This window comes from Microbacterium azadirachtae, from assembly GCF_000956505.1.
GTDB lineage: Bacteria > Actinomycetota > Actinomycetes > Actinomycetales > Microbacteriaceae > Microbacterium > Microbacterium azadirachtae_A.
This window is the reverse complement of the sequence record NZ_JYIX01000034.1, coordinates 219,480-243,358: the sequence shown is the minus strand read 5'-3', so window position 1 is coordinate 243,358 and position 23,879 is coordinate 219,480. Positions and strand designations below refer to the sequence as shown.

General features: G+C 68.8%; 17 protein-coding genes and 3 tRNA genes. 15 read left to right on the top strand and 5 right to left on the bottom strand.

The window, feature by feature from the left end:
- The first annotated feature begins 220 nt into the window (after positions 1 to 220).
- Together RS86_RS10010 and rpoC are read left to right on the top strand one after the other, a co-directional pair.
- On the top strand, positions 221 to 3,721 hold the full coding sequence (locus tag RS86_RS10010; protein WP_045272074.1) for a DNA-directed RNA polymerase subunit beta: 3,501 nt from the start codon (positions 221 to 223) through the stop codon (positions 3,719 to 3,721).
- Between the two features lie 85 nt (positions 3,722 to 3,806).
- Complete coding sequence (rpoC, locus tag RS86_RS10005) at positions 3,807 to 7,673, top strand: DNA-directed RNA polymerase subunit beta' (protein ID WP_045272073.1); 3,867 nt, start codon at positions 3,807 to 3,809, stop codon at positions 7,671 to 7,673.
- Positions 7,674 to 7,757: 84 nt separating this feature from the next.
- Here the strand turns inward: rpoC and RS86_RS10000 are convergent, their stop codons facing one another.
- Entirely contained in the window at positions 7,758 to 8,366 is a 609-nt protein-coding gene (locus RS86_RS10000; protein WP_045272072.1) for a hypothetical protein, read from the bottom strand.
- Between the two features lie 94 nt (positions 8,367 to 8,460).
- Between RS86_RS10000 and RS86_RS09995 the strand changes: the two genes are divergently transcribed.
- On the top strand, positions 8,461 to 9,198 hold the full coding sequence (locus tag RS86_RS09995; RefSeq protein WP_045272071.1) for a hypothetical protein: 738 nt from the start codon (positions 8,461 to 8,463) through the stop codon (positions 9,196 to 9,198).
- 53 nt (positions 9,199 to 9,251) lie between these two features.
- On the opposite strand, the gene RS86_RS09990 is transcribed toward RS86_RS09995, so the two are convergent.
- The 4 genes from RS86_RS09990 to RS86_RS09975 all read right to left on the bottom strand — a co-directional run bounded on the left by RS86_RS09990 (position 9,252) and on the right by RS86_RS09975 (position 14,448).
- Positions 9,252 to 10,679 (bottom strand): rhamnulokinase, encoded by a 1,428-nt coding sequence (locus tag RS86_RS09990; RefSeq protein ID WP_045272070.1) that lies wholly within the window; start codon positions 10,677 to 10,679, stop codon positions 9,252 to 9,254.
- A gap of 139 nt (positions 10,680 to 10,818) precedes the next feature.
- On the bottom strand, positions 10,819 to 12,855 hold the full coding sequence (locus tag RS86_RS09985; protein ID WP_045272069.1) for a bifunctional rhamnulose-1-phosphate aldolase/short-chain dehydrogenase: 2,037 nt from the start codon (positions 12,853 to 12,855) through the stop codon (positions 10,819 to 10,821).
- 58 nt (positions 12,856 to 12,913) lie between these two features.
- The gene (gene rhaI, locus RS86_RS09980) at positions 12,914 to 14,080 is read right to left on the bottom strand and encodes an L-rhamnose isomerase (RefSeq protein ID WP_045272068.1); all 1,167 of its coding nucleotides are present in this window, start codon (positions 14,078 to 14,080) and stop codon (positions 12,914 to 12,916) included.
- Positions 14,077 to 14,448 (bottom strand): L-rhamnose mutarotase, encoded by a 372-nt coding sequence (locus tag RS86_RS09975; protein WP_045272067.1) that lies wholly within the window; start codon positions 14,446 to 14,448, stop codon positions 14,077 to 14,079. The genes rhaI and RS86_RS09975 overlap by 4 nt, the downstream gene beginning before the upstream one ends.
- 202 nt (positions 14,449 to 14,650) lie before the next feature.
- Here RS86_RS09975 and RS86_RS09970 point away from each other — a divergent pair, with 202 nt between their 5' ends.
- The 12 genes from RS86_RS09970 (at position 14,651) to RS86_RS21175 (ending at position 23,868) form a co-directional block, all read left to right on the top strand.
- Positions 14,651 to 15,667, top strand: coding sequence for a LacI family DNA-binding transcriptional regulator (locus RS86_RS09970; RefSeq protein WP_045272066.1), 1,017 nt, complete (start codon positions 14,651 to 14,653; stop codon positions 15,665 to 15,667).
- 108 nt (positions 15,668 to 15,775) lie between these two features.
- Positions 15,776 to 15,857 (top strand) — tRNA-Tyr (locus RS86_RS09965).
- Positions 15,858 to 16,140: 283 nt separating this feature from the next.
- Complete coding sequence (locus RS86_RS20155; RefSeq protein ID WP_082076715.1) at positions 16,141 to 17,160, top strand: NAD(P)/FAD-dependent oxidoreductase; 1,020 nt, start codon at positions 16,141 to 16,143, stop codon at positions 17,158 to 17,160.
- 338 nt (positions 17,161 to 17,498) lie between these two features.
- The gene (locus tag RS86_RS09955) at positions 17,499 to 18,905 is read left to right on the top strand and encodes a hypothetical protein (protein ID WP_045272064.1); all 1,407 of its coding nucleotides are present in this window, start codon (positions 17,499 to 17,501) and stop codon (positions 18,903 to 18,905) included.
- Between the two features lie 158 nt (positions 18,906 to 19,063).
- Positions 19,064 to 19,555 (top strand): FBP domain-containing protein, encoded by a 492-nt coding sequence (locus RS86_RS09950; protein WP_045272063.1) that lies wholly within the window; start codon positions 19,064 to 19,066, stop codon positions 19,553 to 19,555.
- A gap of 278 nt (positions 19,556 to 19,833) precedes the next feature.
- On the top strand, positions 19,834 to 20,625 hold the full coding sequence (locus tag RS86_RS09945; RefSeq protein WP_045272062.1) for an enoyl-CoA hydratase/isomerase family protein: 792 nt from the start codon (positions 19,834 to 19,836) through the stop codon (positions 20,623 to 20,625).
- 152 nt (positions 20,626 to 20,777) lie between these two features.
- Complete coding sequence (locus RS86_RS09940) at positions 20,778 to 21,908, top strand: hypothetical protein (protein ID WP_052680195.1); 1,131 nt, start codon at positions 20,778 to 20,780, stop codon at positions 21,906 to 21,908.
- Positions 21,905 to 22,699 (top strand): inositol monophosphatase family protein, encoded by a 795-nt coding sequence (locus tag RS86_RS09935; RefSeq protein ID WP_045272061.1) that lies wholly within the window; start codon positions 21,905 to 21,907, stop codon positions 22,697 to 22,699. Before RS86_RS09940 ends, RS86_RS09935 begins: the two co-directional genes overlap by 4 nt.
- Positions 22,700 to 22,807: 108 nt before the next feature.
- A tRNA-Thr gene (locus tag RS86_RS09930) sits at positions 22,808 to 22,879 on the top strand.
- Between the two features lie 25 nt (positions 22,880 to 22,904).
- Positions 22,905 to 22,978: transfer RNA gene (locus RS86_RS09925), tRNA-Met, on the top strand.
- A 60-nt stretch (positions 22,979 to 23,038) separates the two neighbouring features.
- The gene (locus RS86_RS09920) at positions 23,039 to 23,344 is read left to right on the top strand and encodes a nucleotidyltransferase family protein (protein WP_045272060.1); all 306 of its coding nucleotides are present in this window, start codon (positions 23,039 to 23,041) and stop codon (positions 23,342 to 23,344) included.
- A gap of 323 nt (positions 23,345 to 23,667) precedes the next feature.
- Entirely contained in the window at positions 23,668 to 23,868 is a 201-nt protein-coding gene (locus tag RS86_RS21175; RefSeq protein WP_152642131.1) for a T6SS immunity protein Tdi1 domain-containing protein, read from the top strand.
- The last annotated feature ends 11 nt before the right edge of the window (positions 23,869 to 23,879 follow it).

The following is a 23,879-nucleotide window of genomic DNA, read 5'->3' as shown; positions in this document are numbered from 1 at the left end:
CTCGGGGCAGAAGGTCAAGAATCGCGCTGGACATGTCGCGATATCGGGCCTATAGTGGATATTTGCGCCTCGCTCCTCCCTGCCCTCATATGGTGGTCGGCAGACTCCGTACGTCCTCGCTCCTCGACAGAGCGCCTTCAGCGTGCGGCCGTGTGACGCGGCGCACTCACCTGACGACGAGGAATCGAGACGCCCTTCGGGGCTCACGGAGGTTATTCCCTTGGCTGCTGCTCGCAACGCATCCACCCCCACCACCATCAAGAACGGACGCGGCTACTCCCGCCTCTCGTTCGCCAAGATCTCCGACACGCTGACGGTCCCCGACCTGCTCGCCCTGCAGACCGAGTCCTTCGACTGGCTCGTGGGCAACGAGGCCTGGAAGCAGCGCGTCGCGGAGGCCAAGAAGGCCGGCCGCAAGGACCTCGCCCAGGCCAGCGGCCTGGAGGAGATCTTCGAGGAGATCTCCCCGATCGAGGACCTGAGCGAGACCATGCAGCTCTCGTTCACGAACCCGTACCTCGAGCCCGAGAAGTACTCCATCGAGGAGTGCAAGGAGCGCGGCAAGACCTACGCGGCCCCGCTCTACGTCGAGGCCGAGTTCATGAACCACCAGACCGGTGAGATCAAGACCCAGACGGTCTTCATGGGCGACTTCCCGCTGCAGACCGCCAAGGGCACGTTCATCATCAACGGCACCGAGCGCGTCGTCGTCTCGCAGCTGGTCCGCTCCCCGGGCGTCTACTTCGACAAGTCCCCCGACAAGACGAGCGACAAGGACATCGTCTCCGCGCGCGTCATCCCGTCCCGCGGCGCCTGGCTCGAGTTCGAGATCGACAAGCGCGACCAGGTCGGCGTGCGCATCGACCGCAAGCGCAAGCAGTCCGTCACCGTCTTCCTCAAGGCGCTGGGCCTGACCAGCGAGGAGATCCTCGCCGAGTTCGCCGGCTTCGCCTCGATCGAGGAGACCCTGGCGAAGGACACGATCCTCACCAAGGAGGACGCGCTCCGCGACATCTACCGCAAGCTCCGTCCGGGCGAGCAGGTCGCCGCCGAGGCCGCCCGCGCGCTCCTGGACAACTTCTACTTCAACGCCAAGCGCTACGACCTGGCCAAGGTGGGTCGCTACAAGATCAACCAGAAGCTCGGCCTGGACACCCCGCTGGACGAGTCCGTCCTCACGGTCAAGGACGTCGTCGAGACGATCAAGTACCTGGTGCGCCTGCACGCGAACGTGGAGACCTTCGAGGGCATCCGCTCGGGCAAGAAGGCGGAGATCCGTCTCGCGACCGACGACATCGACAACTTCGGCAACCGTCGCATCCGCGCCGTCGGCGAGCTCATCCAGAACCAGGTCCGCACCGGCCTGTCCCGCATGGAGCGCGTCGTCCGCGAGCGCATGACCACGCAGGACATCGAGGCGATCACCCCGCAGACCCTGATCAACGTGCGCCCCGTCGTCGCCGCGATCAAGGAGTTCTTCGGCACCTCGCAGCTGTCGCAGTTCATGGACCAGAACAACCCGCTCGCGGGTCTGACCCACAAGCGCCGCCTCTCGGCCCTCGGCCCCGGTGGTCTGAGCCGCGATCGCGCCGGCGTCGAGGTCCGTGACGTGCACCCGTCGCACTACGGCCGCATGTGCCCGATCGAGACCCCGGAAGGCCCGAACATCGGTCTGATCGGCTCGCTCGCCACGTTCGCGCGGATCAACTCGTTCGGTTTCATCGAGACCCCGTACCGCAAGGTCGAGGGCGGCAAGGTCACCGAGCACATCGATTACCTGACCGCCGCCGAGGAGGTCGACTTCAACATCGCCCAGGCGAACGCCCCGCTCGACGCGGACGGCGGCTTCACCGAGGCGCACGTGCTGGCACGTCCGAAGGGCGGATCCGGCGAGGTCGACATGTTCCTCCCGGAGGAGATCGGCTACATCGACGTCTCCCCGCGCCAGATGGTGTCGGTCGCGACCTCGCTCGTGCCGTTCCTCGAGCACGACGACGCGCAGCGCGCGCTCATGGGCGCCAACATGCAGCGCCAGGCCGTGCCGCTGCTCCGTTCCGAGTCGCCGTATGTCGGCACCGGTATGGAGGGCTACGCCGCCATCGACGCCGGTGACGTGATCACCGCCGACAAGGCGGGCGTCGTCTCCGAGGTCTCCGCGGACCGCGTCGTGGTCATGCTCGACGAGGGCGGCACGCAGGAGTTCTACCTCCGCAAGTTCGACCGCTCGAACCACGGCACCTCGTACAACCAGAAGGTCGTCGTCTCGGCCGGTGAGCGTGTCGAGGTCGGCGAGGTCATCGCCGACGGTCCCGCCACGGAGAACGGCGAGCTCGCGCTCGGCAAGAACCTCCTCGTCGCCTTCATGACGTGGGAGGGTCACAACTTCGAGGACGCGATCATCCTCAGCCAGGACCTGGTGAAGGACGACACCCTCTCCTCGATCCACATCGAGGAGTACGAGGTCGACTCGCGCGACACGAAGCTCGGCAAGGAGGAGATCACCCGTGACCTCCCCAACGTCAGCCCCGAGCTCCTGAAGGACCTCGACGAGCGCGGCATCATCCGCATCGGCGCCGAGGTCCGCCCCGGCGACATCCTCGTCGGAAAGGTCACGCCGAAGGGCGAGACCGAGCTCTCGGCCGAGGAGCGCCTGCTCCGCGCGATCTTCAACGAGAAGAGCCGCGAGGTCCGCGACACCTCCCTGAAGGTGCCGCACGGCGAGCAGGGCACCGTCATCGCGGTCAAGGAGTTCAACGCCGAGGACGGCGACGACGAGCTCGGCTCCGGCGTCAACCGCCGTGTCGTGGTCTTCATCGCCCAGAAGCGCAAGATCACCGAGGGCGACAAGCTCGCCGGCCGCCACGGCAACAAGGGCGTCATCGCGAAGATCCTGCCGGTCGAGGACATGCCGTTCCTCGCCGACGGCACCCCGGTCGACGTGATCCTGAACCCGCTCGGCATCCCCGGTCGCATGAACTTCGGCCAGGTGCTGGAGACCCACCTCGGGTGGATCGCGGCGCAGGGCTGGAAGATCGAGGGCACTCCGGAGTGGGCGGCGCGCCTTCCCGAGGAGGCGTACGAGGTCGCCCCCGGCACCAAGCTCGCGACCCCGGTGTTCGACGGCGCCAGCGAGGAGGAGATCACCGGTCTGCTCGACTCGACGCTGCCGACCCGTGACGGCGTGCGCCTGATCGACTCGACCGGTAAGACCCTCCTGTTCGACGGCCGCTCCGGCGAGCCGTTCCCGGGGCAGATCGCCGTGGGCTACATGTACATCCTGAAGCTCCACCACCTGGTCGACGACAAGATCCACGCGCGTTCGACGGGCCCCTACTCGATGATCACCCAGCAGCCGCTCGGCGGTAAGGCCCAGTTCGGTGGCCAGCGCTTCGGTGAGATGGAGGTGTGGGCGCTCGAGGCCTACGGCGCCGCATACGCGCTGCAGGAGCTCCTCACGATCAAGTCCGACGACATCCTCGGCCGCGTCAAGGTCTACGAGGCGATCGTCAAGGGCGAGAACATCCAGGAGCCGGGCATCCCGGAGTCGTTCAAGGTGCTCATGAAGGAGATGCAGTCGCTCTGCCTGAACGTCGAGGTCCTCTCGGCCGACGGCACGACGGTCAACCTCCGCGACACCGACGACGAGGCCTTCCGCGCCGCCGAGGAGCTGGGGATCAACATCTCCAGCCGCTTCGAGTCCGCCTCGATCGACGAGATCTGACCCTTCGTCAGGCTCGGGGACGCTGCGTTCCCGAGCCTGACGAAGCATCGATCTTCTCAAAAAGAATTCCGACACAGGAGAACTAGTGCTCGAGTCAAACACATTCGATGAGCTTCGCATCGGCCTTGCCACTGCCGACGACATCCGCAAGTGGTCCTACGGTGAGGTCAAGAAGCCCGAGACCATCAACTACCGCACGCTGAAGCCCGAGAAGGACGGCCTCTTCGGAGAGCAGATCTTCGGCCCGAGCCGCGACTGGGAGTGCGCCTGCGGCAAGTACAAGCGCGTCCGCTTCAAGGGAATCGTCTGCGAGCGATGCGGCGTGGAGGTCACCAAGAGCTCCGTGCGCCGTGAGCGGATGGGCCACATCGAGCTCGCCGCGCCCGTCACCCACATCTGGTACTTCAAGGGCGTTCCCTCGCGCCTCGGATACCTGCTGGACATGGCGCCGAAGGACCTCGAGAAGGTCATCTACTTCGCCGCGTACATGGTCATCTCGGTGGATGCGGATGCGCGTCACCGCGACCTGGCGACCCAGGAGAACAACATCCGTCTCGAGCTGAAGACGCTCGGCGACCGCCGCGACGCCAAGATCGCCGAGCGCATGCTCAAGCTGGAGGAGGAGCTCGCGGCCCTCGAGGCCGAGGGGGCCAAGGCCGACGCCAAGAAGAAGGTCAAGGACGCCGCCGAGAAGGAGATGTCCCTGATCCGCAAGGGTGCTGACGAGTCGATCGTCAAGCTCGAGCGCGTGTGGGAGGACTTCCGCACCCTCGAGGTCGGCGCCCTCCGTCCCGAGGACGATGTCTTCCACGAGCTGCAGGACCGGTTCGGCCAGTACTTCGAGGCCCACATGGGCGCCGAGGCGATCCAGCGCCGCCTCGCGGCCTTCGACCTCGCCGCCGAGTCGGAGAAGCTGCACCTGCAGATCTCCGAGGGCAAGGGTCAGCGCAAGATCCGTGCGATCAAGCGCCTCAAGGTCGTGAACTCGTTCCTGGAGACCGGCATGAGCCCGGCCGCCATGGTGCTCGACGTCGTTCCGGTGATCCCGCCGGAGCTGCGCCCGATGGTGCAGCTGGACGGTGGCCGCTTCGCGACCAGCGACCTGAACGACCTGTACCGCCGCGTGATCAACCGCAACAACCGTCTTCGTCGTCTGATCGACCTCGGCGCCCCCGAGATCATCGTGAACAACGAGAAGCGCATGCTGCAGGAGGCCGTCGACGCGCTGTTCGACAACGGCCGCCGCGGTCGTCCCGTCACGGGCACCGGCAACCGCGCCCTGAAGTCCCTCAGCGACATGCTGAAGGGAAAGCAGGGGCGCTTCCGCCAGAACCTGCTCGGCAAGCGCGTGGACTACTCGGGCCGTTCGGTCATCATCGTCGGACCGCAGCTCAAGCTGCACCAGTGCGGTCTGCCGAAGACGATGGCGATCGAGCTGTTCAAGCCGTTCGTGATCAAGCGCCTGATCGACCTGGGCCACTCGCAGAACATCAAGGCCGCCAAGCGCGCCGTCGAGCGCATGCGCCCCGAGGTCTGGGACGTGCTCGAGGAGATCATCCGCGAGCGCCCCGTGCTGCTGAACCGCGCCCCCACCCTGCACCGCCTGGGCATCCAGGCCTTCGAGCCTCAGCTCGTCGAGGGCAAGGCCATCCAGCTGCACCCGCTCGTCTGCGCGGCGTTCAACGCCGACTTCGACGGTGACCAGATGGCCGTGCACCTGCCGCTCTCGGTCGAGGCTCAGGCCGAGGCCCGCGTGCTGATGCTCGCCTCGAACAACATCCTCAAGCCGTCCGATGGCCGCCCGGTCACCCTGCCCTCGCAGGACATGATCATCGGCCTCCACCACCTGACCACGGTCAAGGACGGTGCGGTCGGCGAGGGTCGTGCGTTCGGCTCCGTGGGCGAGGCGATCCTGGCGAAGGACGAGGGAACCCTCGATCTGCAGGCCAAGGTCCGCATCCGCATCCCGGGTCTGACGTTCCTCGAGGGCGAGGCCCCCGAGGGCTACGAGCGCCACGGTCTCATGGACACCTCGCTCGGCCAGGCGATCTTCAACGACACGCTGCCGAAGGGCTACCCCTTCGTGCGCGGCGTCGCCGACAAGGGCAAGCTGTCCCAGATCGTCAACAAGCTGGCCGAGGAGTACCCGAAGGTCGAGACGGCTGCGTCGCTGGACAGGATCAAGGACGCCGGCTTCTACTGGGCCACGCGTTCCGGCGTGACCGTCGCGCTCAGCGACGTGGTCACCCCGCCGAACAAGGGCGAGATCGTCGCGGGCTACGAGAAGCAGGCCGAGAAGGTGCAGGGCCAGTACGACAAGGGCCTCATCACCGACGCCGAGCGTCGTCGGGAGCTCATCCAGATCTGGACCGCGGCGACGGACGACGTCCAGGCGGCCATGATGGCGAATTTCCCGGTGGACAACACCATCAACCGGATGGTGTCCTCTGGCGCCCGTGGTAACTGGCTGCAGATCCGTAACATCGCGGGTATGCGCGGTCTGGTGAACAACCCCAAGGGTGAGCTCATCCCGCGTCCGATCATCTCCTCGTACCGCGAGGGCCTGTCGGTGGCGGAGTACTTCATCGCCACGCACGGTACCCGTAAGGGTCTCGCCGACACCGCTCTGCGCACCGCCGACTCGGGTTACCTGACTCGTCGTCTGGTGGACGTCTCGCAGGATGTCATCATCCGTGAGGACGACTGCGGCACGTCGAAGGGCCTGGAGCTGCCGATCGCCGCGCCGAACAGCGCCGGCGAGCTGGTGCGCGACGCGAACGTGGAGAACTCCGTGTTCGCCCGTACGCTCGCGTCCGACGTCGTGAACGAGTCCGGCGAGGTTCTCGCCAGCGCCGGTGAGGACGTCGGCGACGTGCTCATCGACAAGCTGGTCGCGCTCGGCGTCGAGACCATCAAGGTCCGCTCCGTGCTGACCTGCGACTCGGCCGTCGGCGTCTGCGCGCAGTGCTACGGCCGCTCGCTGGCCACCGGCAAGACGGTGGACATCGGTGAGGCCGTCGGCATCATCGCGGCCCAGTCGATCGGTGAGCCCGGAACGCAGCTGACGATGCGTACCTTCCACCTCGCCTCCGCCGGTGACATCACGCAGGGTCTGCCCCGCGTGCAGGAGCTCTTCGAGGCGCGTACCCCGAAGGGCGCCTCCCCGATCGCCGAGGCCGATGGCCGCATCACGATCGAGGAGACCGACAAGTCGAAGAAGGTCATCCTCACACCTGACAACGGCGACGAGGAAGTGGTCTACCCGGTGCTGAAGCGTGCGACGCTCCTCGTCGAGGACGGCCAGCACGTCGTCGTCGGCGAGCCGCTCCAGGTCGGAACGCTCGACCCCAAGGAGGTCATGCGCGTCATGGGCGCCCGCGAGGTGCAGCGCTACCTCGTCAACGGCGTGCAGGGCGTGTACCGCTCCCAGGGCGTGCCGATCCACGACAAGCACATCGAGGTCATCGTTCGCCAGATGCTGCGCAAGGTCACCGTTGTCGACCACGGCGACACGACCCTGCTGCCCGGCGAGATGCTCGACGCCCGTCGTTACCAGGACGTCAACCGTGCGACCGTCGCGGCGGGCAAGCGCCCGGCGTCCGGTCGCCCGGAGCTGATGGGTATCACGAAGGCGTCGCTCGCGACCGAGTCGTGGCTGTCGGCCGCGTCCTTCCAGGAGACGACCCGCGTGCTCACGCAGGCCGCCATGGAGGGCAAGAGCGACCCGCTGGTCGGCCTCAAGGAGAACGTCATCATCGGAAAGCTGATCCCCGCGGGGACCGGCCTGCGCCGCTACCGCGACATCACGGTGGAGGCGACCGAGGAGGCCAAGAGCGAGCGCTACCCGAACCGGATCTTCGCATCCGACGGTGCGTACGCCGAGGGAGACTTCGGCTACGTCGACTTCGACGCGTTCTCGACCGACGACATCACCCCCGGCACCTATAACTGAGTGCTGACGGACTGATCGTCTGACGAAGACCCCCGGATCCATACGGATCCGGGGGTCTTCGCGATCCCGCATGCGGGAACGGGTTCAGGGGAAAATGCTCGCCACGATGCTCGAGGTGTAACCCGTCGGGGCGAGGTTGGAATAGCGGGTGTCGACGAGCACGTCGTCGCGCCAGAACAGCGTGCGGCCGTCGGTGACCGGATACTTCGTGTCCTGCCACTCCTTCTCGCAGCGGGTGCCCTTGTCCGGCGTGTAGCAGCTGTAGCCCTCGGTCTTGACGAGGCCGTTCAGCATGTCCGGCGCCTCGCCACGGGCCTTGCGGGAGATCGTCGTGGTGATGTTCGTCGTATCGGCCTTCGGATCCGCCCAGATGCAGATCAGGCTCCCGTCTGACTGCACGCCGCTGGGGCCGAACACAGGGGAGTTCAACGGCGTGTCGCCGAGCTGGGAGCGCACCTCGGCGGACAGGATCGCCGTGCAGTCCTTCGGCAGTGCGACCGGGGTCGATGTCGGAGTCGGCGTCGGCGATGAGCTCTTTCCGGGGGACGGTGTCTTCGTCGACGATGCGGTGCCGGATCCGGAGGCCGTGGGGGTCTCTCCGGAGGCGGCGCCGGGGGTCGTGGGGCTGCACGCGGCCAGCGCGGCGGCGAGGGCGAGCGCGGTGAGAGCGACCGCGACGCTGCGTGTCTTCATGGCGCCAGGATAGGGCTCAGGGTTCGCCGGTCCGAGCGGCGCTCCGGAGTAGCCTGGGGAGAACTCCGGAGCCATCCGGGGAGATGGGGGCGGCATGACCGAGCATCGCGTGGTGGTCGTGGGCGAGGCGCGGGTCGATGAGATCCGCGATCCGGGCGGGGTGCGCGAGAGCGTGACCGGCGACGCCGTGGAGCTCGCCGCGTCCTTGCGCGGTCACGGTCTTGTGCTGACCGTCGTCGCGCCGGTCGCGGAGGACGCCGACGGCGACAGGATCCGCACGGCGCTGCAGGATCGAGGGATCCGCCTCGTCTCCGTCCCCGCGCCAGAGGGCACGCTGCGCCGCTCGATCGTGCGGGATCGCGGCGGCGTCGAGGTCGAGCTGCGCCGGGGCGAGAGCGGGTTCACGGACACCCGCCGGTCGCTGGCCGCGCAGGCGGAGGCCGACCTGATCGTGGACTTCCGCGACCGCGAGGGCTCGACGATCGCGGAGGTGCGCGATGAGGTGCTGGGCGCGTTCGGGCTCGGTACATCCGTGAAGCCCGCGGAGCCTGCGGAAGTGTCCGAGTCGTCCGTTCCGCGGGACAGCGGTTACGACGTGGTCGCTCCCGAAGCGGCGCAGTCGTCGCGGGACGACGCGCAGGCACCGGGGGCCGAAGGGCTCGCGCAGCCCGCCGTCGCCGCTGCACCCTCGGCGGTACTGCTGCCCGCCCCGATCGTCGCGGGCACGTACCGCCATGCGCCGGTGCGGCTCCTGCCGGATCCGCCCGCCGCGCACGCCCCGGCGCAGGACTGGCACGGGCTCGAAGCCCGGATCGCCCGCATCGCGACCTGACCCCAGGGTGCTGCGAAGGGCGCCGCGCCGGGCCTGGCTGCGGCGACGCCGGCTCAGCGCCGCGGCGCGTAGCGCACGGGCGGCTGCGTGCGGAGCACCAGGCCCCGCAGCTCCTCGAGGGAGGCATCCGCGCCGAAAACCCCGGCCGCGCGCGCCTGCACGAGCACGTTGCCGAGCGCGGTGGCCTCCACCGGCCCCGCGAGCACGGGCAGGCCGGATCGATCCGCGGTCGCCTGGCAGAGCAGCCGGTTGAGGGATCCGCCGCCGATGAGGTGGATCTCCTCGATCGTCCGGCCGGTGAGCTCCGCCGCGGTTCCGAAGGCGTCGGCGAACGCCTGGGCGATCGACTCGACGACCATGCGGACGAACGCGGCGCGGTCGGTGGGAGGCTCGGCTCCGGAGGCACGGACGACGGCGCCGATGCGCGCGGGCATGTCGCCGGGGGCGCTCAGCGACGGATCGTTCGCGTCGAACACGGGTACGCGAGGGTCCGCGGCAGCGGCCCGCATCAGGAGCTCCGGAAGATCGAGGGGTGCGCCGTCCTCGGCCTCCCAGGCACGCACGGTCTCGGTGAGCAGCCACAGTCCCGTCACGTTGTGCAGGAAGCGGATCCGTCCGTCGACCCCGAGCTCGTGCGTGAAGCCCGCGTCGCGCGCGGCCTGGGTGAGCACGGGGGCGTCGAGCTCGAGGCCGACCAGGCCCCAGGTGCCGCAGGAGATGTAGGCGGACGAGGGGGAGGCCAGGGGGGCGGCGACGACCGCGGAGGCCGTGTCGTGGGAGCCGACCGCGACGACGGGCAGATCCGCCCCGATCCGCGCCGCGACGGCCGGGAGCAGGCGCCCGATCCGCTGTCCCGGGTCGATGAGCGGCGGCAGCAGGTCGGAGCGGATCCCGATCCGTTCCGCGAGCGCGACGTCCCATTCCCGGTCGTGCACGCCGAGCAGCCCCGTGGTCGAGGCGTTCGTGCGCTCGGTGACGCGGGCGCCCGTGAGCCGGTGGGCGACGAGGTCGGGGACGAGCAGCAGGGTCCCGGCCTCGGCCGCACGGTCGTCCGCGGCGAGCTGGTAGAGCGTGGTGAACGGCAGGAACTGCAGGCCGTTGCGGGCGTACAGCTCGGCGAACGGCACCAGGGCGTGCACGATGCCGACGCCGCGGGCGCCGCGGTCGTCGCGGTAGTGGAACGGCTCGCCCTGGAGCGCGTCGTCGTGGAGCAGCCCGTAGTCGACCGCCCAGGTGTCGATGCCGATGCTCTCGATCGAGGGCTCGCGGCGCACCGCTTCGGCGAGGCCCTCGACGACGTGCGCCATGAGCGCTTCGAAGTCCCAGTGCAGGCCGTCGGGGCGCCGCACGGGCCCGTTCGGGAACCGTGCCACCTGCTCGAGCGCGAGCAGGCCCTCTCCGACCCGGCCGATCATGACGCGTCCGCTCGTGGCGCCGAGATCGACGGCGGCGAATGCGCGGGGGGTCTGCGCGGCGCTCATCTCGCCGTCCCTTGCACCGAGGGCACGGGAAGCTGTCGAGCGCACGACCTATCCGCGCGAACGTCCGGTGCGCTCGGTACGAAGCCGTGCACTCGGAGGGCTCCGCGCATCCGCAGGCCGCGTACGTCGTGCATCGCGCTCAACGCAGGAACGCGGCGGCGACGCCGGAGTCGACGGGGATGTGCAGGCCCGTGGTGCGGCTGAGCTCGGGACCGGTGAGCACGTAGACCGCGTCGGCGACGTTCTCGGGGACGACCTCGCGCTTGAGGATGGTGCGGTTCGCGTAGAACTGGCCGAGGTCCTCCTCGGCGACGCCGTAGGTCGCAGCGCGGTTCGCGCCCCAGCCCGACGCGAAGATCCCGGATCCGCGCACGACGCCGTCGGGATTGATGCCGTTCACGCGCACGCCGTGCTCGCCGAGCTCGACCGCGAGCAGCCGCACCTGATGGGCCTGGTCGGCCTTCGTGGCCGAGTAGGCGATGTTGTTCGGGCCGGCGAAGACGCTGTTCTTCGAGGAGATGTAGACGATGTCCCCGCCGAGCTTCTGATCGATCAGGATCCGCGCCGCGGCCTTCGAGACGAGGAAGGATCCCTTGGCCATCACGTCGTGCTGCAGGTCCCAGTCCTTCTCGGTGGTCTCCAGCAGGGGCTTGGAGAGCGACAGGCCCGCGTTGTTCACGACGAGGTCGACGCCGCCGAAGGCGAGCACGGTCTCATCCAGCGCCGCCTGCACGGCCTCGGCGTCGGCGACGTTCGCGGCCACGCCGATCGCCACATCGGCGTTCCCGAGCTCGGCCGCGGCGGCCCTGGCCTTCTCGAGATCCAGGTCGGCGACGACCACGCAGGCGCCCTCGGCCGCGAGACGGGTGGCGATGGCCTTGCCGATCCCGGAGGCGGCCCCGGTCACGAACGCGATGCGGCCCTGGTGGGTCTTGGGCTTCGGCATGCGCTGCAGCTTCGCCTCCTCGAGCGCCCAGTACTCGATGCGGAACTTCTCGGCGTCCGAGATGGGGGAGTAGGTCGAAAGCGCCTCGGCGCCGCGCATCACGTTGATCGCGTTGACATAGAACTCGCCCGCCACGCGCGCGGTCTGCTTGTTCGCGCCGTAGGAGAACATGCCGACGCCCGGGACGAGCACGATGAGCGGATCCGCGCCGCGGATCGCGGGGCTGCCGGCGGTGGCGTGCGCGTCGTAGTACGACTGGTAGTCCGCGCGGTACGCGGCGTGCAGCTCGTGCAGGCGCGCGATCTGCTCCTCGGCTGTCGCCGTCGCGGGCAGGTCGAGGATGAGCGGCTTGACCTTGGTGCGCAGGAAGTGATCGGGGCAGCTGGTGCCGAGCGCGGCGAGCGCCGGAGCCTTCTCGGCGGCGAGGAAGTCGAGCACGACGTCGGCGTCCGTGAAGTGCCCGACCATGGGGCGGTCGGTCGAGGAGATGCCGCGGATCGTGCCGGCGAGGGCCGCAGCGCGCTCGCGGCGCGCGGCCGCGGGCAGGGCTTCGAACCCGGCACGGACGCCGCCGAACGGCTCGGCCTTCCCGTGCTCGGCGATGTAGGCGGCGGCGGTCTCGATGATCCAGAGCGAGTGGGCCTCGGCCTCCTCGGACGTGTCGCCCCACGCCGTGATGCCGTGCCCGCCGAGGATGCAGCCCACCGCGTCGGGGTTCGCGGCCTTGATCGCGGCGATGTCCAACCCCAGCTGGAATCCGGGGCGCCGCCACGGCACCCACGCCACCCGGCCGCCGAAGATCGCCGCCGTGAGCGCCTCCCCGTCCGCCGCGGTCGCGATCGCGATGCCGCTGTCGGGGTGCAGGTGGTCGACGTGCGCCGCGTCGACGAGCGCGTGCATGGCGGTGTCGATCGACGGCGCGGCTCCCCCCTTCCCGTGCAGGCAGTAGTCGAACGCGGCGACCATCTCGTCCTCGCGGTCCACTCCCGGGTACACGTCCTGGAGCGCGCGCAGGCGGTCGAGCCGCAGCACGGCCAGCCCCTGCGCGGTGAGCGTGCCGAGGTCGCCGCCCGAGCCCTTCACCCAGAGCAGCTCGACGGGCCGCCCCGTGACGGGATCCGTGTCCGTGCCTTTCGCGGAGGTGTTCCCTCCCGCGTAGTTCGTGTTCTTCGGGTCGGCGCCCAGGCGGTTGCTGCGCGCGATCAGCGCGGCGGCGGTGGGGGAGGTCATGTCTCTTCCTTGGATGCGGTGATCGTGCAGGGTCTCGGACGGTTGCGGGGGAGCGCGCTCAGGCGCCCCAGCCGGCCGGGGCTCCGCCGACGCGCTCGGCGGAGATGCGCTCCAGATAGCCGGAGGCGAGGAACGCCGCCATCGGGTCGGCGGGCAGGCCGCGCTCCTCGCGCCAGGCGGCGAGCGCGGGGCGCACGTCGGTGTAGAACGCGTCCATCAGCACGGCGTTAGCGGCCAGCACGTCGTCCGCACGCTGCGCGGCGGCCAGCGCCTCGCGGTCGATCAGCAGTGCGCGCGCCGTCATCTCCTGCACATTCAGCACCGAGCGGATCTGTCCGGGGATCTTCGCCTCGATGTTGTGGCACTGGTCGAGCATGAAGGCGACGTCGGGGTTGTTCAACCCGCCGCCGCGGATCACCTCGGAGATGATCCGGAACAGCTGGAAGGGATCCGCCGCGCCCACGATGAGGTCGTCGTCGGCGTAGAAGCGCGAGTTGAAGTCGAAAGAGCCGAGCTTGCCGAGGCGCAGCAGCTGCATCACGATGAACTCGATGTTGGTGCCGGGGGCGTGGTGGCCGGTGTCCAGGCACACCATCGCCCGCTCGCCGAGCGCGGCGACCTGGGCGTAGCTCGTCCCCCAGTCCGGCACGTCGGTGTGATAGAACGCCGGCTCGAAGAACTTGTACTCCAGCACCAGGCGCTGCGCGTCGCCGAGGCGTGCGTAGATCCGCTGCAGCGAGTCCTGCAGGCGGTCCTGCCGGGCGCGCATGTCGTTCTGCCCCGGGTAGTTGGATCCCTCCGCGAGCCAGATCTTGAGATCCCGGGATCCGGTCGCGTGCATCACGTCGATGCAGGCGAAGTGGTGATCGATCGCCTTCTGCCGGATCCGGTCGTCCTCGTGGGTGAGGGCGCCGAACTTGTAGTCCTCGTCCTGGAACGTGTTCGAGTTCACGGTGCCCAGGATCACCCCCAGGTCCTCCGCGTGCCGGCGCAGGTCGTCGTAGGAGTCGACGAGATCCCACGGGATGTGCAGCGCCACGATCGGTGCCAGCGCGGTGTGCGCGTGCACCTGGGCGGCGTCGGCGATCTTCTCGTACGGGTCGCGGGGCGTGCCGGGCGTGCCGAAGACCCGGAAGCGCGTGCCGGAGTTTCCGAACGCCCAGCTGGGCAGTTCGATCGACTGCTTCTCGAGCTCGGCGAGGATCTCGGGGGAGAGCGTTGTCATGATGCGGTGCTTTCTTCGGGAACGGGCGAGCGGCGTGCAGCGTCGAGCTGATCGGCCAGGTGGAAGATCTCGGTGAGTGCGGTCGCGGCCTGATCGGGCCGCCCGTCGAGGCCGAGGAAGTACGGCGCCATCTCGGCCTCCCAGCGCGCGGCGATCGGGGATGCGGCGAGGTAGGCCTGCGCCGCCGCGTCGTCGTCGGTCTCGTAGTAGCCGACGAGTCGGCCGCCTTCGGCGAGGAACAGCGAGTAGTTGCGCCGGCCTGCAGCGGCGATCTCGGCGAGCATCTCCGGCCGCACCGGGGTGTGGCGGGCGATGTAGTCGTCGAGGAGCTCGGGCCTGATGCGGAGTTCGAAGCAGTGGCGGGTCATGATCCCCTCTCTCCGAACGTGTCGGTCGGTAGCCCTCTCTGTGCGAGGGCGTCAAGTATGAATCGATTCAATCATCTGTGAATCACAGTACGATACTGTTCAAACAGCCGTCAAGAGGTAAGGCCACGGCCCATTGCCGATCCCAGTGATTCGTTTCAGAGGCGAGGCTCCGGCAGTGGATAGAGTCGGAGCGGGAGGAACGATGTCGGCGAGCGTGAAAGACGTCGCGGAAGCGGCCGGGGTCTCGGTGGGGACGGTCTCCAACGTCCTGAACCGGCCGGAACGCGTCGCGGCGGCCACGGTCGCGCGCGTCCAGGATGCGATCAGCAGGCTGGGCTTCGTGCGCAACGACGCGGCGCGGCAATTGCGCGCGGGCCGCAGCAACAGCATCGGCCTGGTAGTGCTGGATGCGCGCAACCCGTTCTTCGCCGACGTCGCGCGGGGCGTCGAGGAGCGCGCGGCCGAGCACGGCCTCACGGTCCTGGTCGCGAACAGCGATGAGAAGGCCGACCGGGAACGGGCGCACATCGACCTCTTCGAGCAGCAGCGCGTGCACGGGGTGCTGATCACGCCCGTCGCGGAGTCCTTGCCCCGCCTGCAGCGGCTCCGCGAACGCGGCATGCCCACGGTCCTCGTCGATCGCGAATCGCAGGACGGGGGCTTCCCCTCCGTCGCGGTCGACGACGTGAGCGGCGGGCGGATCGCCGTGGAGCACCTCTGTGCGATCGGGCGCCGCAGGGTCGCGTTCGTGGGCGGGCCGCTCTCGCTCCGTCAGGTGTCCGACCGCCTCGAGGGTGCGCAGCGGGCCGTCGCAGACCGGGACGACGCCACCGTGGAGTTCATCGGCACGAACGCGCTGACGGTCGAGGCGGGCCGGGATGCGGGGCACCGGATCCTGGAACGGGCGCCGTCGGCGAGGCCGCACGCGGTGTTCGCGGCCAACGATCTCCTCGCCCTCGGCCTGCTGCAGGCGCTCGTGATGACCGGCGACGTGCGGGTGCCGGAGGACATCGCGCTGATCGGCTACGACGACATCGACTTCGCGTCCTCGGCGGTCATCCCGCTGAGCTCGGTGCGTCAGCCGGCGGCGCTCATCGGCTCGACCGCCGTCGACCTCCTCATGCGGATCGCCGACGATTCCACGGCGGTGAACGACCATGTCGTGTTCCAGCCCGAGCTCGTCGTGAGGGCGTCGACCGGGGGACTCGCCGCGCGCTGAGGCCCCCGTGGATCCGCTCGGCCCGCTCGATTTCTCGTGACCGGATCCGCCGGGTATGCTTGATCTTCGCGCCCCCGGTCGGCTGGAAAAGCGGGACGGGCGTGCATTGGCAAGTTGCCCGAGCGGCCAAAGGGAGCTGACTGTAAATCAGCCGCGTAATGCTTCGGGGGTTCGAATCCCTCACTTGCCACAGCCGCGGAATTCCACGGGAAACGGAGGGGCTGGCACCGCATCAGGTGCCAGCCCCTCCGGCGTCTGCACCTTGTCTTGCACCGTATCGTTGGCGGTTGCGGCGGCGGACGCTGCTTCGAGATCATGCGCTGCGAGGTTGACGAGGATCCGAGCGCCGATGTCGCCGGATCGGCGCCGGCGGCATCCGACGGCTCTCCTCGAGACGTTCGAGCAGCACGACGGATTGTGCGCCTCGAAGGCGAGAAGTCTGGCGGGGTCCACGTCGTGTGTAGCGTGGGCGGATGTCGTCAAACACTGTGATCGTTGTTGGTGCAGGGGTGGTCGGAGCATCGATCGCCTATCACCTTGCCTCGCAGGGCGCGGAAGTACTGCTGGTTGACGCAGCTCTTCCGGGCTTCGGGGCGACGCGGCATTCATTCGGTTGGATCGGCCGATCGCCCGGAGATGTCAGCCCTGCAGGCGAGCTGCGAGCATTGGGTCGTCTGCACTGGGAGCGGCTTCGGAAAGAGGTGCCCGAACTCGACGTTCACTGGTGCGGTGCTGTCGTCTGGGGCGAGTTCTTCTCCGGCGATGATGCTGTGCTGAGCGACGACGCTGCAGTGCGAGAGCCGAATCTGGTGTCGCCACCGTCCCGCTCCGAATTCCGGTCGGGTGACGGGTGGGTGGACGCCACTTCTGCTACGGAGAGCTTGATCCGTGCGGCTCAACAGGCCGGAGCGAAAGTGAGGCTCGGTACCCCGGTCACCCGATTGGTCTGCGCGGATGACGGGACGGTTGTCGGCGTGATGCTTGGCTCGGAGACGCTGGCAGCCTCGACGGTGGTCGTGGCTGCGGGGACCGGGTCGACCGCTCTCTGCGCCTCGGCCGGCTTCGTTCTGCCCATGGTGTCGAGCCCCTCCGTGATGGTTCGACTTCAGGCCCCGGTGGGCATCGTCACAGGAATCGTCGCCAACGATCTATTCGAGGCGCGCCAGAGTCGCGACGGAATGGTGCTGATGCCCGTCGACCACGACGGGGAGTCGTCGATGGCGGCACTCACGCGGATTGGCGAGGCTGCGCAACGTCTGTTCGTGGAGTCGTTCACCGGTGCGGCCGAGACACGACTGGTGGGCGTCGACATCGGGTGGCGCCCGATGCTTGCCGATGGCGATCCGAGTGTCGGCTACACCGGAGTTCCGGGCCTGTACGTCGCGGTCGCCCATCCAGGGGTCACGCTCGCGTCGGTCATCGGCGATGCGGTGGCAGACGAGATCCTGACGCATGAGACCCGCGCTGAGCTCGCACTCTTCGAGCCGCGATAGCCCCCTGCGTAACTGGCGTCGGCAATGGCAGACCCCGTCGGCGGAGCGATCGGCGTCACCTTTTCCCGCTGCTCCGCTCTTTCACTGTGGTGAGGCAGAGTTCGTTCCCCGGCTCTCGCGGAACCTGTCGGTGCAGCCATTCGTGCTCGGAAGCGGTGGGGCCATCGCGGTCGTGCCGGGCTGGGCCGGTATGGCTGCACCGGCACGCGGTCTGCCCGCCCGCGCCGCCCACGTGGAAGCCGTGACCCCTTCGCGTCACTTTTCTCGGAGAAGCCTCTCCTTCGTGCTGAAGGGTGCGGTGGTTCCGCTGCACTCCGGTTCAGGGGAAAGAAGAACGCATGGAGAACTACACGGAGAAGTCGCCGGAGTCAGGTGCGCAGGGCGTGAAGCGGCGGACGGTCATCAAGGGCGCGGCGTGGTCGGTGCCGGTGCTCGCGGCCGCTGTCGCCACACCGGCGCATGCCGCATCAACGGGAGGGGTGGTGATCACGCCCGGCAGCGGACCGCACTTCGTCGGTGCGTGCAGCCCGGCACAGCATCTCACCTTCACGGTGACCGACAGCAGCAACAAGCCCTTGTCGGGGACGCAGGTGTCGGTGGTGCTGCCGGCGGGCTGGCACTGGTCCGACAACACCACGGGCGCGAAGATCTTCACCTCGGACCCGACAGGGGTCGTCACGGTGACGGGAGCGGTCGGCGGATCGACAGCGGGTGCGGCGACGATCGTCGGCACCGTGCTTCCGTCCGGGCCTTCTGCGGCGGTACCGGTGACGGTGACGGGAACGATCGGCCGCGAGGTGCACCGTGACGGATCGAACCCGGACATGGCGATCCGCGACATGGGCGGTATTCCCGAAGGTTCGACCGCGATCGCGTGGGATGTGTTTCTCGGCCCTGACGGGACGCTGTACACGTACCACCAGGATTCCGGCTACTCCGTGGTCGACACCGGCGTCGTCGACATCGCCGCGCACCACTACACGCAGCTCGCGCCGAACCCGGTCCGCGAGATCGACATCCTCACCTACCTCACCAGCGACGGCACCGGAAAGACATGGACGTCCGAGGGCGGAGGCCAGCTCAACGGCACGGTCGTGCAGACCGGGGTCCCGGCCGGCACCAAGGTCGTCGGCTGGAACTCCTTCCTCTACCCGAACGGAGACCTGTCGATCACGGGGACCACGGTCGCCACAGGGGTCACCTCCGCGGTGGTCCAGCACGAGGTCGACTCCGCAGGCACCGTCTTCGACTACGCCACTTTCGTCACCTCCACAGGGGTGCACACCGGGAAGAAGAGCGGCGCGGGCGTCTGGACCGCGGCGAACAACTTCGCGACCCCGACGGGGGATGCGAAGGCGATCGGCTGGAACTTCTCGCTGCGCCCCAACGGTGATCTGTACTACCAGAACCAGCTGATCGCGCAGAACGTCACGTCCGCGGAGGGGCAGCACACGACCCGGAACACCGGCGAAGCCGACCTGGTCACCTACGTGCAGGGGGACGGAACCGGTGTCTCGCAGGCGTTCGGGACGGGTGCGAGCAAGACCACGTGGGTGACGAACTTCGGCCCCGGTGCGAAGGTCGTCGGGTGGAAGGGCATCCTCACCGGCAGCGGCAACCTCTACAACGGCGACGAGCTTCTGGACACCCAGGTCGTCACCGCTGATTCGTGGCACGAGCGCACCAGCGCGCCGGGGTTCAAGGAGACCGACTGGTTCGCCTGGACCCGAGGCGCCGCCTGCTAGGTCAGACCCATCCTGCGGTGAGGGTGAGGCGATCCGTCGCACCTCACCCTCACCGCGGGGGCAGGCTCTCCGGCCCCCGACGACTATTTGCTTCGTGGCGTCCCTGACGCGTGGCCGCATGAGCCCGGCGCCGTGACCGGCTTCTTAGACTGGTCGTCATGCGTGCCCTCACCGAACACCAGATCCGGGCGTCGTTCCGCAACGCGGAGCTCGACGAGGTCGCCGACATCGCGATGCCGCACGACCTGCTCCTCGCGGAGTGGGACTACCTCGACTTCTTCGCCTGGCGGGATCCGATCGCATCCCGTAAGGGCTACATCCTGATCGAGCAGGACGGCGAGGCCGTCGGGATCGTGCTGCGCGCGGCGGATCCGACCCGTGCGCGCTCCGGCATGTGCAACCTCTGCCACACGATGCAGCCCGGCAATCAGGTCGCCCTGTTCGCCGCGCGCCGCGCGGGGGAGGAGGGGCGCAAGGGTTCCGTGGTGGGCACCTACATCTGCGCGGACCTCTCGTGCCACGAGAGCGTGCGGATCGTTCCTCCGCTCGCGCCCAACGAGATCCGCGCGGAGCAGCATGTCGACCGCCGCCTGGACGGCACGCATCGGCGCGTGTACTCCTTCGTCGCCTCTGTGCTCGGCGAGGTCTGAGGCCACGGGCCTGGCGGTGCTTGCGGGTGCGGGCCTGCGCTCGAGCCTGCGACGGATGCGCTCGAGCATGCGACGGATGCACGATCGTGACACGGATGCATGATCGAAACGGCGGATCCGTCGTGCATCCGTTCCCGGATCGTGCATCCGTCGCGCCGAACGGAATGATCCTCAGGCTCAAGTTTCCTGAGACTCGGTGCCACGGAGAGGCGTGGCGCGGGTAGGCTGACCGAGCGGCCTGACAGCCGCGCGATCACCGCCGATCCCGAAGGAGCACCATGTCCGACCCCCTGCTCTACCGCGTCGAGGACGGTCTCGCCCGGATCACGCTGAACCGTCCGCAGCGGCTGAACGCGTTCAACGCCGAGCTCGCGCATGCGTGGGCGGATGCGACGGCGGCCGCCGTAGGCGACAGCGCGGTGGGCGCGATCCTGATCGAGGGCGAAGGCCGCGCGTTCTGCGCGGGCGGCGACGTGATCGACATGGCGACGGGCATGGGCGGGAACGACGAGATCGAACGGCTCGCGCAGGTCATCCACTCCGGCATCTCGACGCTGACGTCCTCCTCCGTTCCGGTCGTCGCGGCCGCGCACGGCACGACCGCCGGCGGAGGCCTGGGGATCCTGCTCGCGAGCGATTACGCGGTCGTCGGATCCGATTCGCGCTTCGGCAGCCTCTACGCGAACGTCGGCCTCACGCCGGACCTCTCGGTCAGCGCCCAGCTCGCCGCGACGGTCGGCGAGCGACGCGCCCTGCAATTGCTGCTCACGGATCGCATGCTCACGGCCTCGGAAGCAGTCGAATGGGGCATCGCCGCCGAAGCGGTGGGCGAGGGCGACGCGGCGACGATCGCCGCCGCCGTGCGCACCAGGGCGGAGGAGGTCGCGCGGTTCTGGCTGTCCGGGGCGTTCGGCGCGTACGGGCAGGCGAAGCGCCTGATCCGCTCCCGCGCGGAGCGCACCTTCCCCGAGCAGCTGGACGAGGAGGCCCGCACGATCGCTGCGGCGTTCGGCGGTGCGGAGGCGCAGGGTCTCATCGCGGCATTCGCGAAGCGGTCCTCCGGGCGCTGACCGCTCACTGCGACTGCCTCGAGGGGTCAGTGCCCGGCGCGGCATCGGCCTCCACAGCGCTCCACCCCGGTGACTTCTCCCCTGATCGTGGATCGCCCGTGGCACGCGCGCCGGTGCGTGCGAGGATGAGAGCACCACAGACGGGGGATCCCATGGCGAACACGACGACACCGGCCAAATCGGGGCCGAACACCTCACTGCTCATCCGCGGCGCGATCTGGATCGCGATCGGAGCCCTCATCGCCGCCGCGCTCGTGTGCGTCGTGTGGGTGCTCATCGGAGACCAGCAGGGGCTGATCGGCCGTGCGTTCCTCACGATCGTGCTGCTCGCGGGCTTCGCGGCGATCGCGATCCTCGAGGCCAGCCTGGCGCCGAACCGGCAGGACTGGCTCGCGCTGCTCAGCATGCTGTCCTGGATCATCGCCCTGCTGGTGGGCGCCGTGAAGATCTGGCTGCCCGACGACTCCTACTTCGGGGGCGTGGAGCGCTTCTTCCAGCTCGTGCTCGTGGTCGGGATCCTGCAGCTCGCGCTGCTGCACGTGCGCCTGTTCCAGAAGGCGGCCGCCCGGCACGAGACCACGTTCACGCGCGCGATCGTGTGGGTGACGTACGCGTTCCTCGCGGGCCTCGTCGTGATGCTGGTTTTCTACCTGACATTCCCGCACACCTTCCACTACGACGAGCTGTATTGGCGGATCGTCGTCGCGCTCACGATCCTCACCGCCGTCGGCACGATGCTGATCCCGCTGCTGAACGCGCTGTTCGCTCCGAAGAAGCCGGCCCCTGCCGCGCCCGCCCTAGTGGCGTACGCTGCGCCGGGCTCGGTCGCGTACCCCGCGGCCGAGCCGCAGCCGTGGCCCACCTACGCCGACGGCCGTACTCCTCTGCCGTTCTTCGCCGACGGCAGCCCGGACTGGAACGCGTACTACACGGGCGTGCCCTCGCCGGGGGCGACGATCCCGGGACAGGCTCCTGCGCCGATCCCGCCCGTGCCCACGCAGTCCGCGACCGAGGCCGCCATGGCACAGCTCGGCGTGCCCGGTCAGCCAGCCGCCCCCGCTCCGGTCCAGGCCGCACCGGCGATCCCGGAGCCCGCGCAGCCCGCGACCGACGGTGCAGCGCAACCGACCACCGGTGGCCACGGCCTGACGGGTCCGCTGCACGCGGAATCCTCCGCGGCCGACACGGATCCGGCCGCGCCGCCGGCGGCGGTCGCTCCCGAGTTCCCGCCGGCTCCGCCCGCCGCGCCCCCGGCCGCGCCGACGGCCCCGGCCGCTCAGTGACCGCTGCAGAGCTCCGCGACCTCGCGATCGAGATCGCCCGCGAGGCCGGGGAGCTGGCGCAGCGCCGGCGCGCGGAAGGCGTGTCGATCGCGGCGAGCAAGTCGTCGCTGGCCGACATCGTCACCGAGGCCGACCGCGAGGTGGAGGCTCTGATCCGTGCGCGCCTGAGTGCAGAGCGTCCCGGTGACGGTTTCCTCGGCGAGGAGTCGGGCGGCGGAGACGGATCCACCGGCATCACGTGGGTCGTCGATCCGATCGACGGGACGGTCAACTACGCCTCCGGGATCCCGCTGTACGCGGTGAGCATCGCGGCCGTCGAAGGCGGCAGCGATCCCGACGAATGGACCGCGCTCGCCGGAGTCGTTCAGTCCCCGGTCGTGGGGGAGACCTTCTCCGCGGTGCGCCGCGAGGGCGCTTTCCGGAACGGCGAGCGCCTCCGCGTCGCCGAGCCCGGGCCCGCCGGCGCCCTGCTCGCGACCGGTTTCGGCTACGACCCGAGCACGCACGCCGGAGACCTCGCCACGGTCGGCCGCGTGATGCCCATCGCCCGCGACCTGCGCCGCGGAGGCAGCGCCGCGACCGACCTGGCGTACGTCGCGGCGGGCCGTCTCGACGGCTACTTCGAGCGCGGGCTGAGCCCGTGGGACTACGCGGCAGGAGCGCTGCTGGTCCAGGAGGCCGGCGGGGTCTTCCTCCGCCCCGAGGGCCCCGATGTCGCACGCCGGCTGAACCTCGCCGGAGGTGCCGAGCTCGTCGCGGAACTGCGCCGCAGGATCCTCGACGCCGCCTGAGATCGACGGACCCGAAGGCGGACACGCCCGTGTGACGAAGGAGTCGCCTCGATTCGGTGGCGCGCCGTTTCTTTGGTATTCTCGTCTGGTTGCCCTCTGAGGGCATACGCCCCGATAGCTCAGTGGCAGAGCACTTCCATGGTAAGGAAGGGGTCGTCAGTTCAATCCTGACTCGGGGCTCGCAGTATCCATGCGGATGCCGTGCGGCAGGGTAGCTCAGCTGGTCAGAGCGCACGACTCATAATCGTGAGGTCGCGGGTTCAAGCCCCGCTCCTGCTACTGAATGAGACCCCCGGTTTTCCGGGGGTTTTGTTGTATCTGGGTGGCTACACTCGGATCATGGTGCTGAGGTTCGACGTGGACATCGAGGAGGTCGCGCGCGTCGCGCGGGCTCGCGGTGTTCGACGCCTCCGCGTCTTCGGGTCCGCGGTGACGGATCGGTTCGACCCGGAGCACAGCGATGTCGATGTGCTCGTCGATCTCGCGACGGACGACGGCGATTCGTTCGACGCCTACTTCGGTCTCAAGGAGGATCTCGAGCGGATCTTCGGCTACCCGGTCGATCTCGTCATGTCGGAGGCGGTGCGCAACCCGTTCTTCCGGGAGCGCGCGTTCACGACCGCCGAGGAACTCTATGCGGCCTGAGTCGAGGGTCGGCTGGATCCGCGTCTAGATTCGACCCATGGAGTTGATCCGGCGGTTCCCTGATCTGGTGGTTGCTTCCGCCTTGGAGTCGTGGGACTTCCTGGACTTGGCGGACAAGAGTCCACTCTTCACGTCCCCTTTCGGTGACGTGTTCATGCAGGGGCCGAAGTCGTATTGGCTGCTCGATGTGGTCGGTGGTTCATTGAGTGAGCTCTGCTCCACAGGCGAGGAGCTGACCGCGATTCTCAACACGAAGGACGGGCGCGACGAGTACCTCATGGTCGGCCTTGCTGCTGAAGCCGAGGCGAACGGACTAGTGCCCAGTGGCGACGAGATCTACGGCGAACGGACTAGTGCCCAGTGGCGACGAGATCTACGATTTCCGAGTTCCGCCCGTACTCGGAGGCTCGCTGTCAGTCGCGAATCTTCAGCTCATCGACTTCGAGGTTGCCGTCAATCTCGCGGGGCAGATCCACGAGCAGGTGCGAAACCTCCCGCCGGGGGCACCGGTTCGGCTGGGCTAACCCTCCGCGTC

Excerpts from the sequence above, each read along its gene's own strand:
- RS86_RS10000 (WP_045272072.1), bottom strand. The coding sequence starts at position 8,366 with ATGAAGACACGCAGCGTCGCGGTCGCTCTCACCGCGCTCGCCCTCGCC.
- RS86_RS09995 (WP_045272071.1), top strand. The coding sequence starts at position 8,461 with ATGACCGAGCATCGCGTGGTGGTCGTGGGCGAGGCGCGGGTCGATGAG.
- RS86_RS09990 (WP_045272070.1), bottom strand. The coding sequence starts at position 10,679 with ATGAGCGCCGCGCAGACCCCCCGCGCATTCGCCGCCGTCGATCTCGGC.
- RS86_RS09985 (WP_045272069.1), bottom strand. The coding sequence starts at position 12,855 with ATGACCTCCCCCACCGCCGCCGCGCTGATCGCGCGCAGCAACCGCCTG.
- rhaI (WP_045272068.1), bottom strand. The coding sequence starts at position 14,080 with ATGACAACGCTCTCCCCCGAGATCCTCGCCGAGCTCGAGAAGCAGTCG.
- RS86_RS09975 (WP_045272067.1), bottom strand. The coding sequence starts at position 14,448 with ATGACCCGCCACTGCTTCGAACTCCGCATCAGGCCCGAGCTCCTCGAC.
- RS86_RS09970 (WP_045272066.1), top strand. The coding sequence starts at position 14,651 with ATGTCGGCGAGCGTGAAAGACGTCGCGGAAGCGGCCGGGGTCTCGGTG.
- RS86_RS20155 (WP_082076715.1), top strand. The coding sequence starts at position 16,141 with ATGTCGTCAAACACTGTGATCGTTGTTGGTGCAGGGGTGGTCGGAGCA.
- RS86_RS09955 (WP_045272064.1), top strand. The coding sequence starts at position 17,499 with ATGGAGAACTACACGGAGAAGTCGCCGGAGTCAGGTGCGCAGGGCGTG.
- RS86_RS09950 (WP_045272063.1), top strand. The coding sequence starts at position 19,064 with ATGCGTGCCCTCACCGAACACCAGATCCGGGCGTCGTTCCGCAACGCG.
- RS86_RS09945 (WP_045272062.1), top strand. The coding sequence starts at position 19,834 with ATGTCCGACCCCCTGCTCTACCGCGTCGAGGACGGTCTCGCCCGGATC.
- RS86_RS09940 (WP_052680195.1), top strand. The coding sequence starts at position 20,778 with ATGGCGAACACGACGACACCGGCCAAATCGGGGCCGAACACCTCACTG.
- RS86_RS09920 (WP_045272060.1), top strand. The coding sequence starts at position 23,039 with ATGGTGCTGAGGTTCGACGTGGACATCGAGGAGGTCGCGCGCGTCGCG.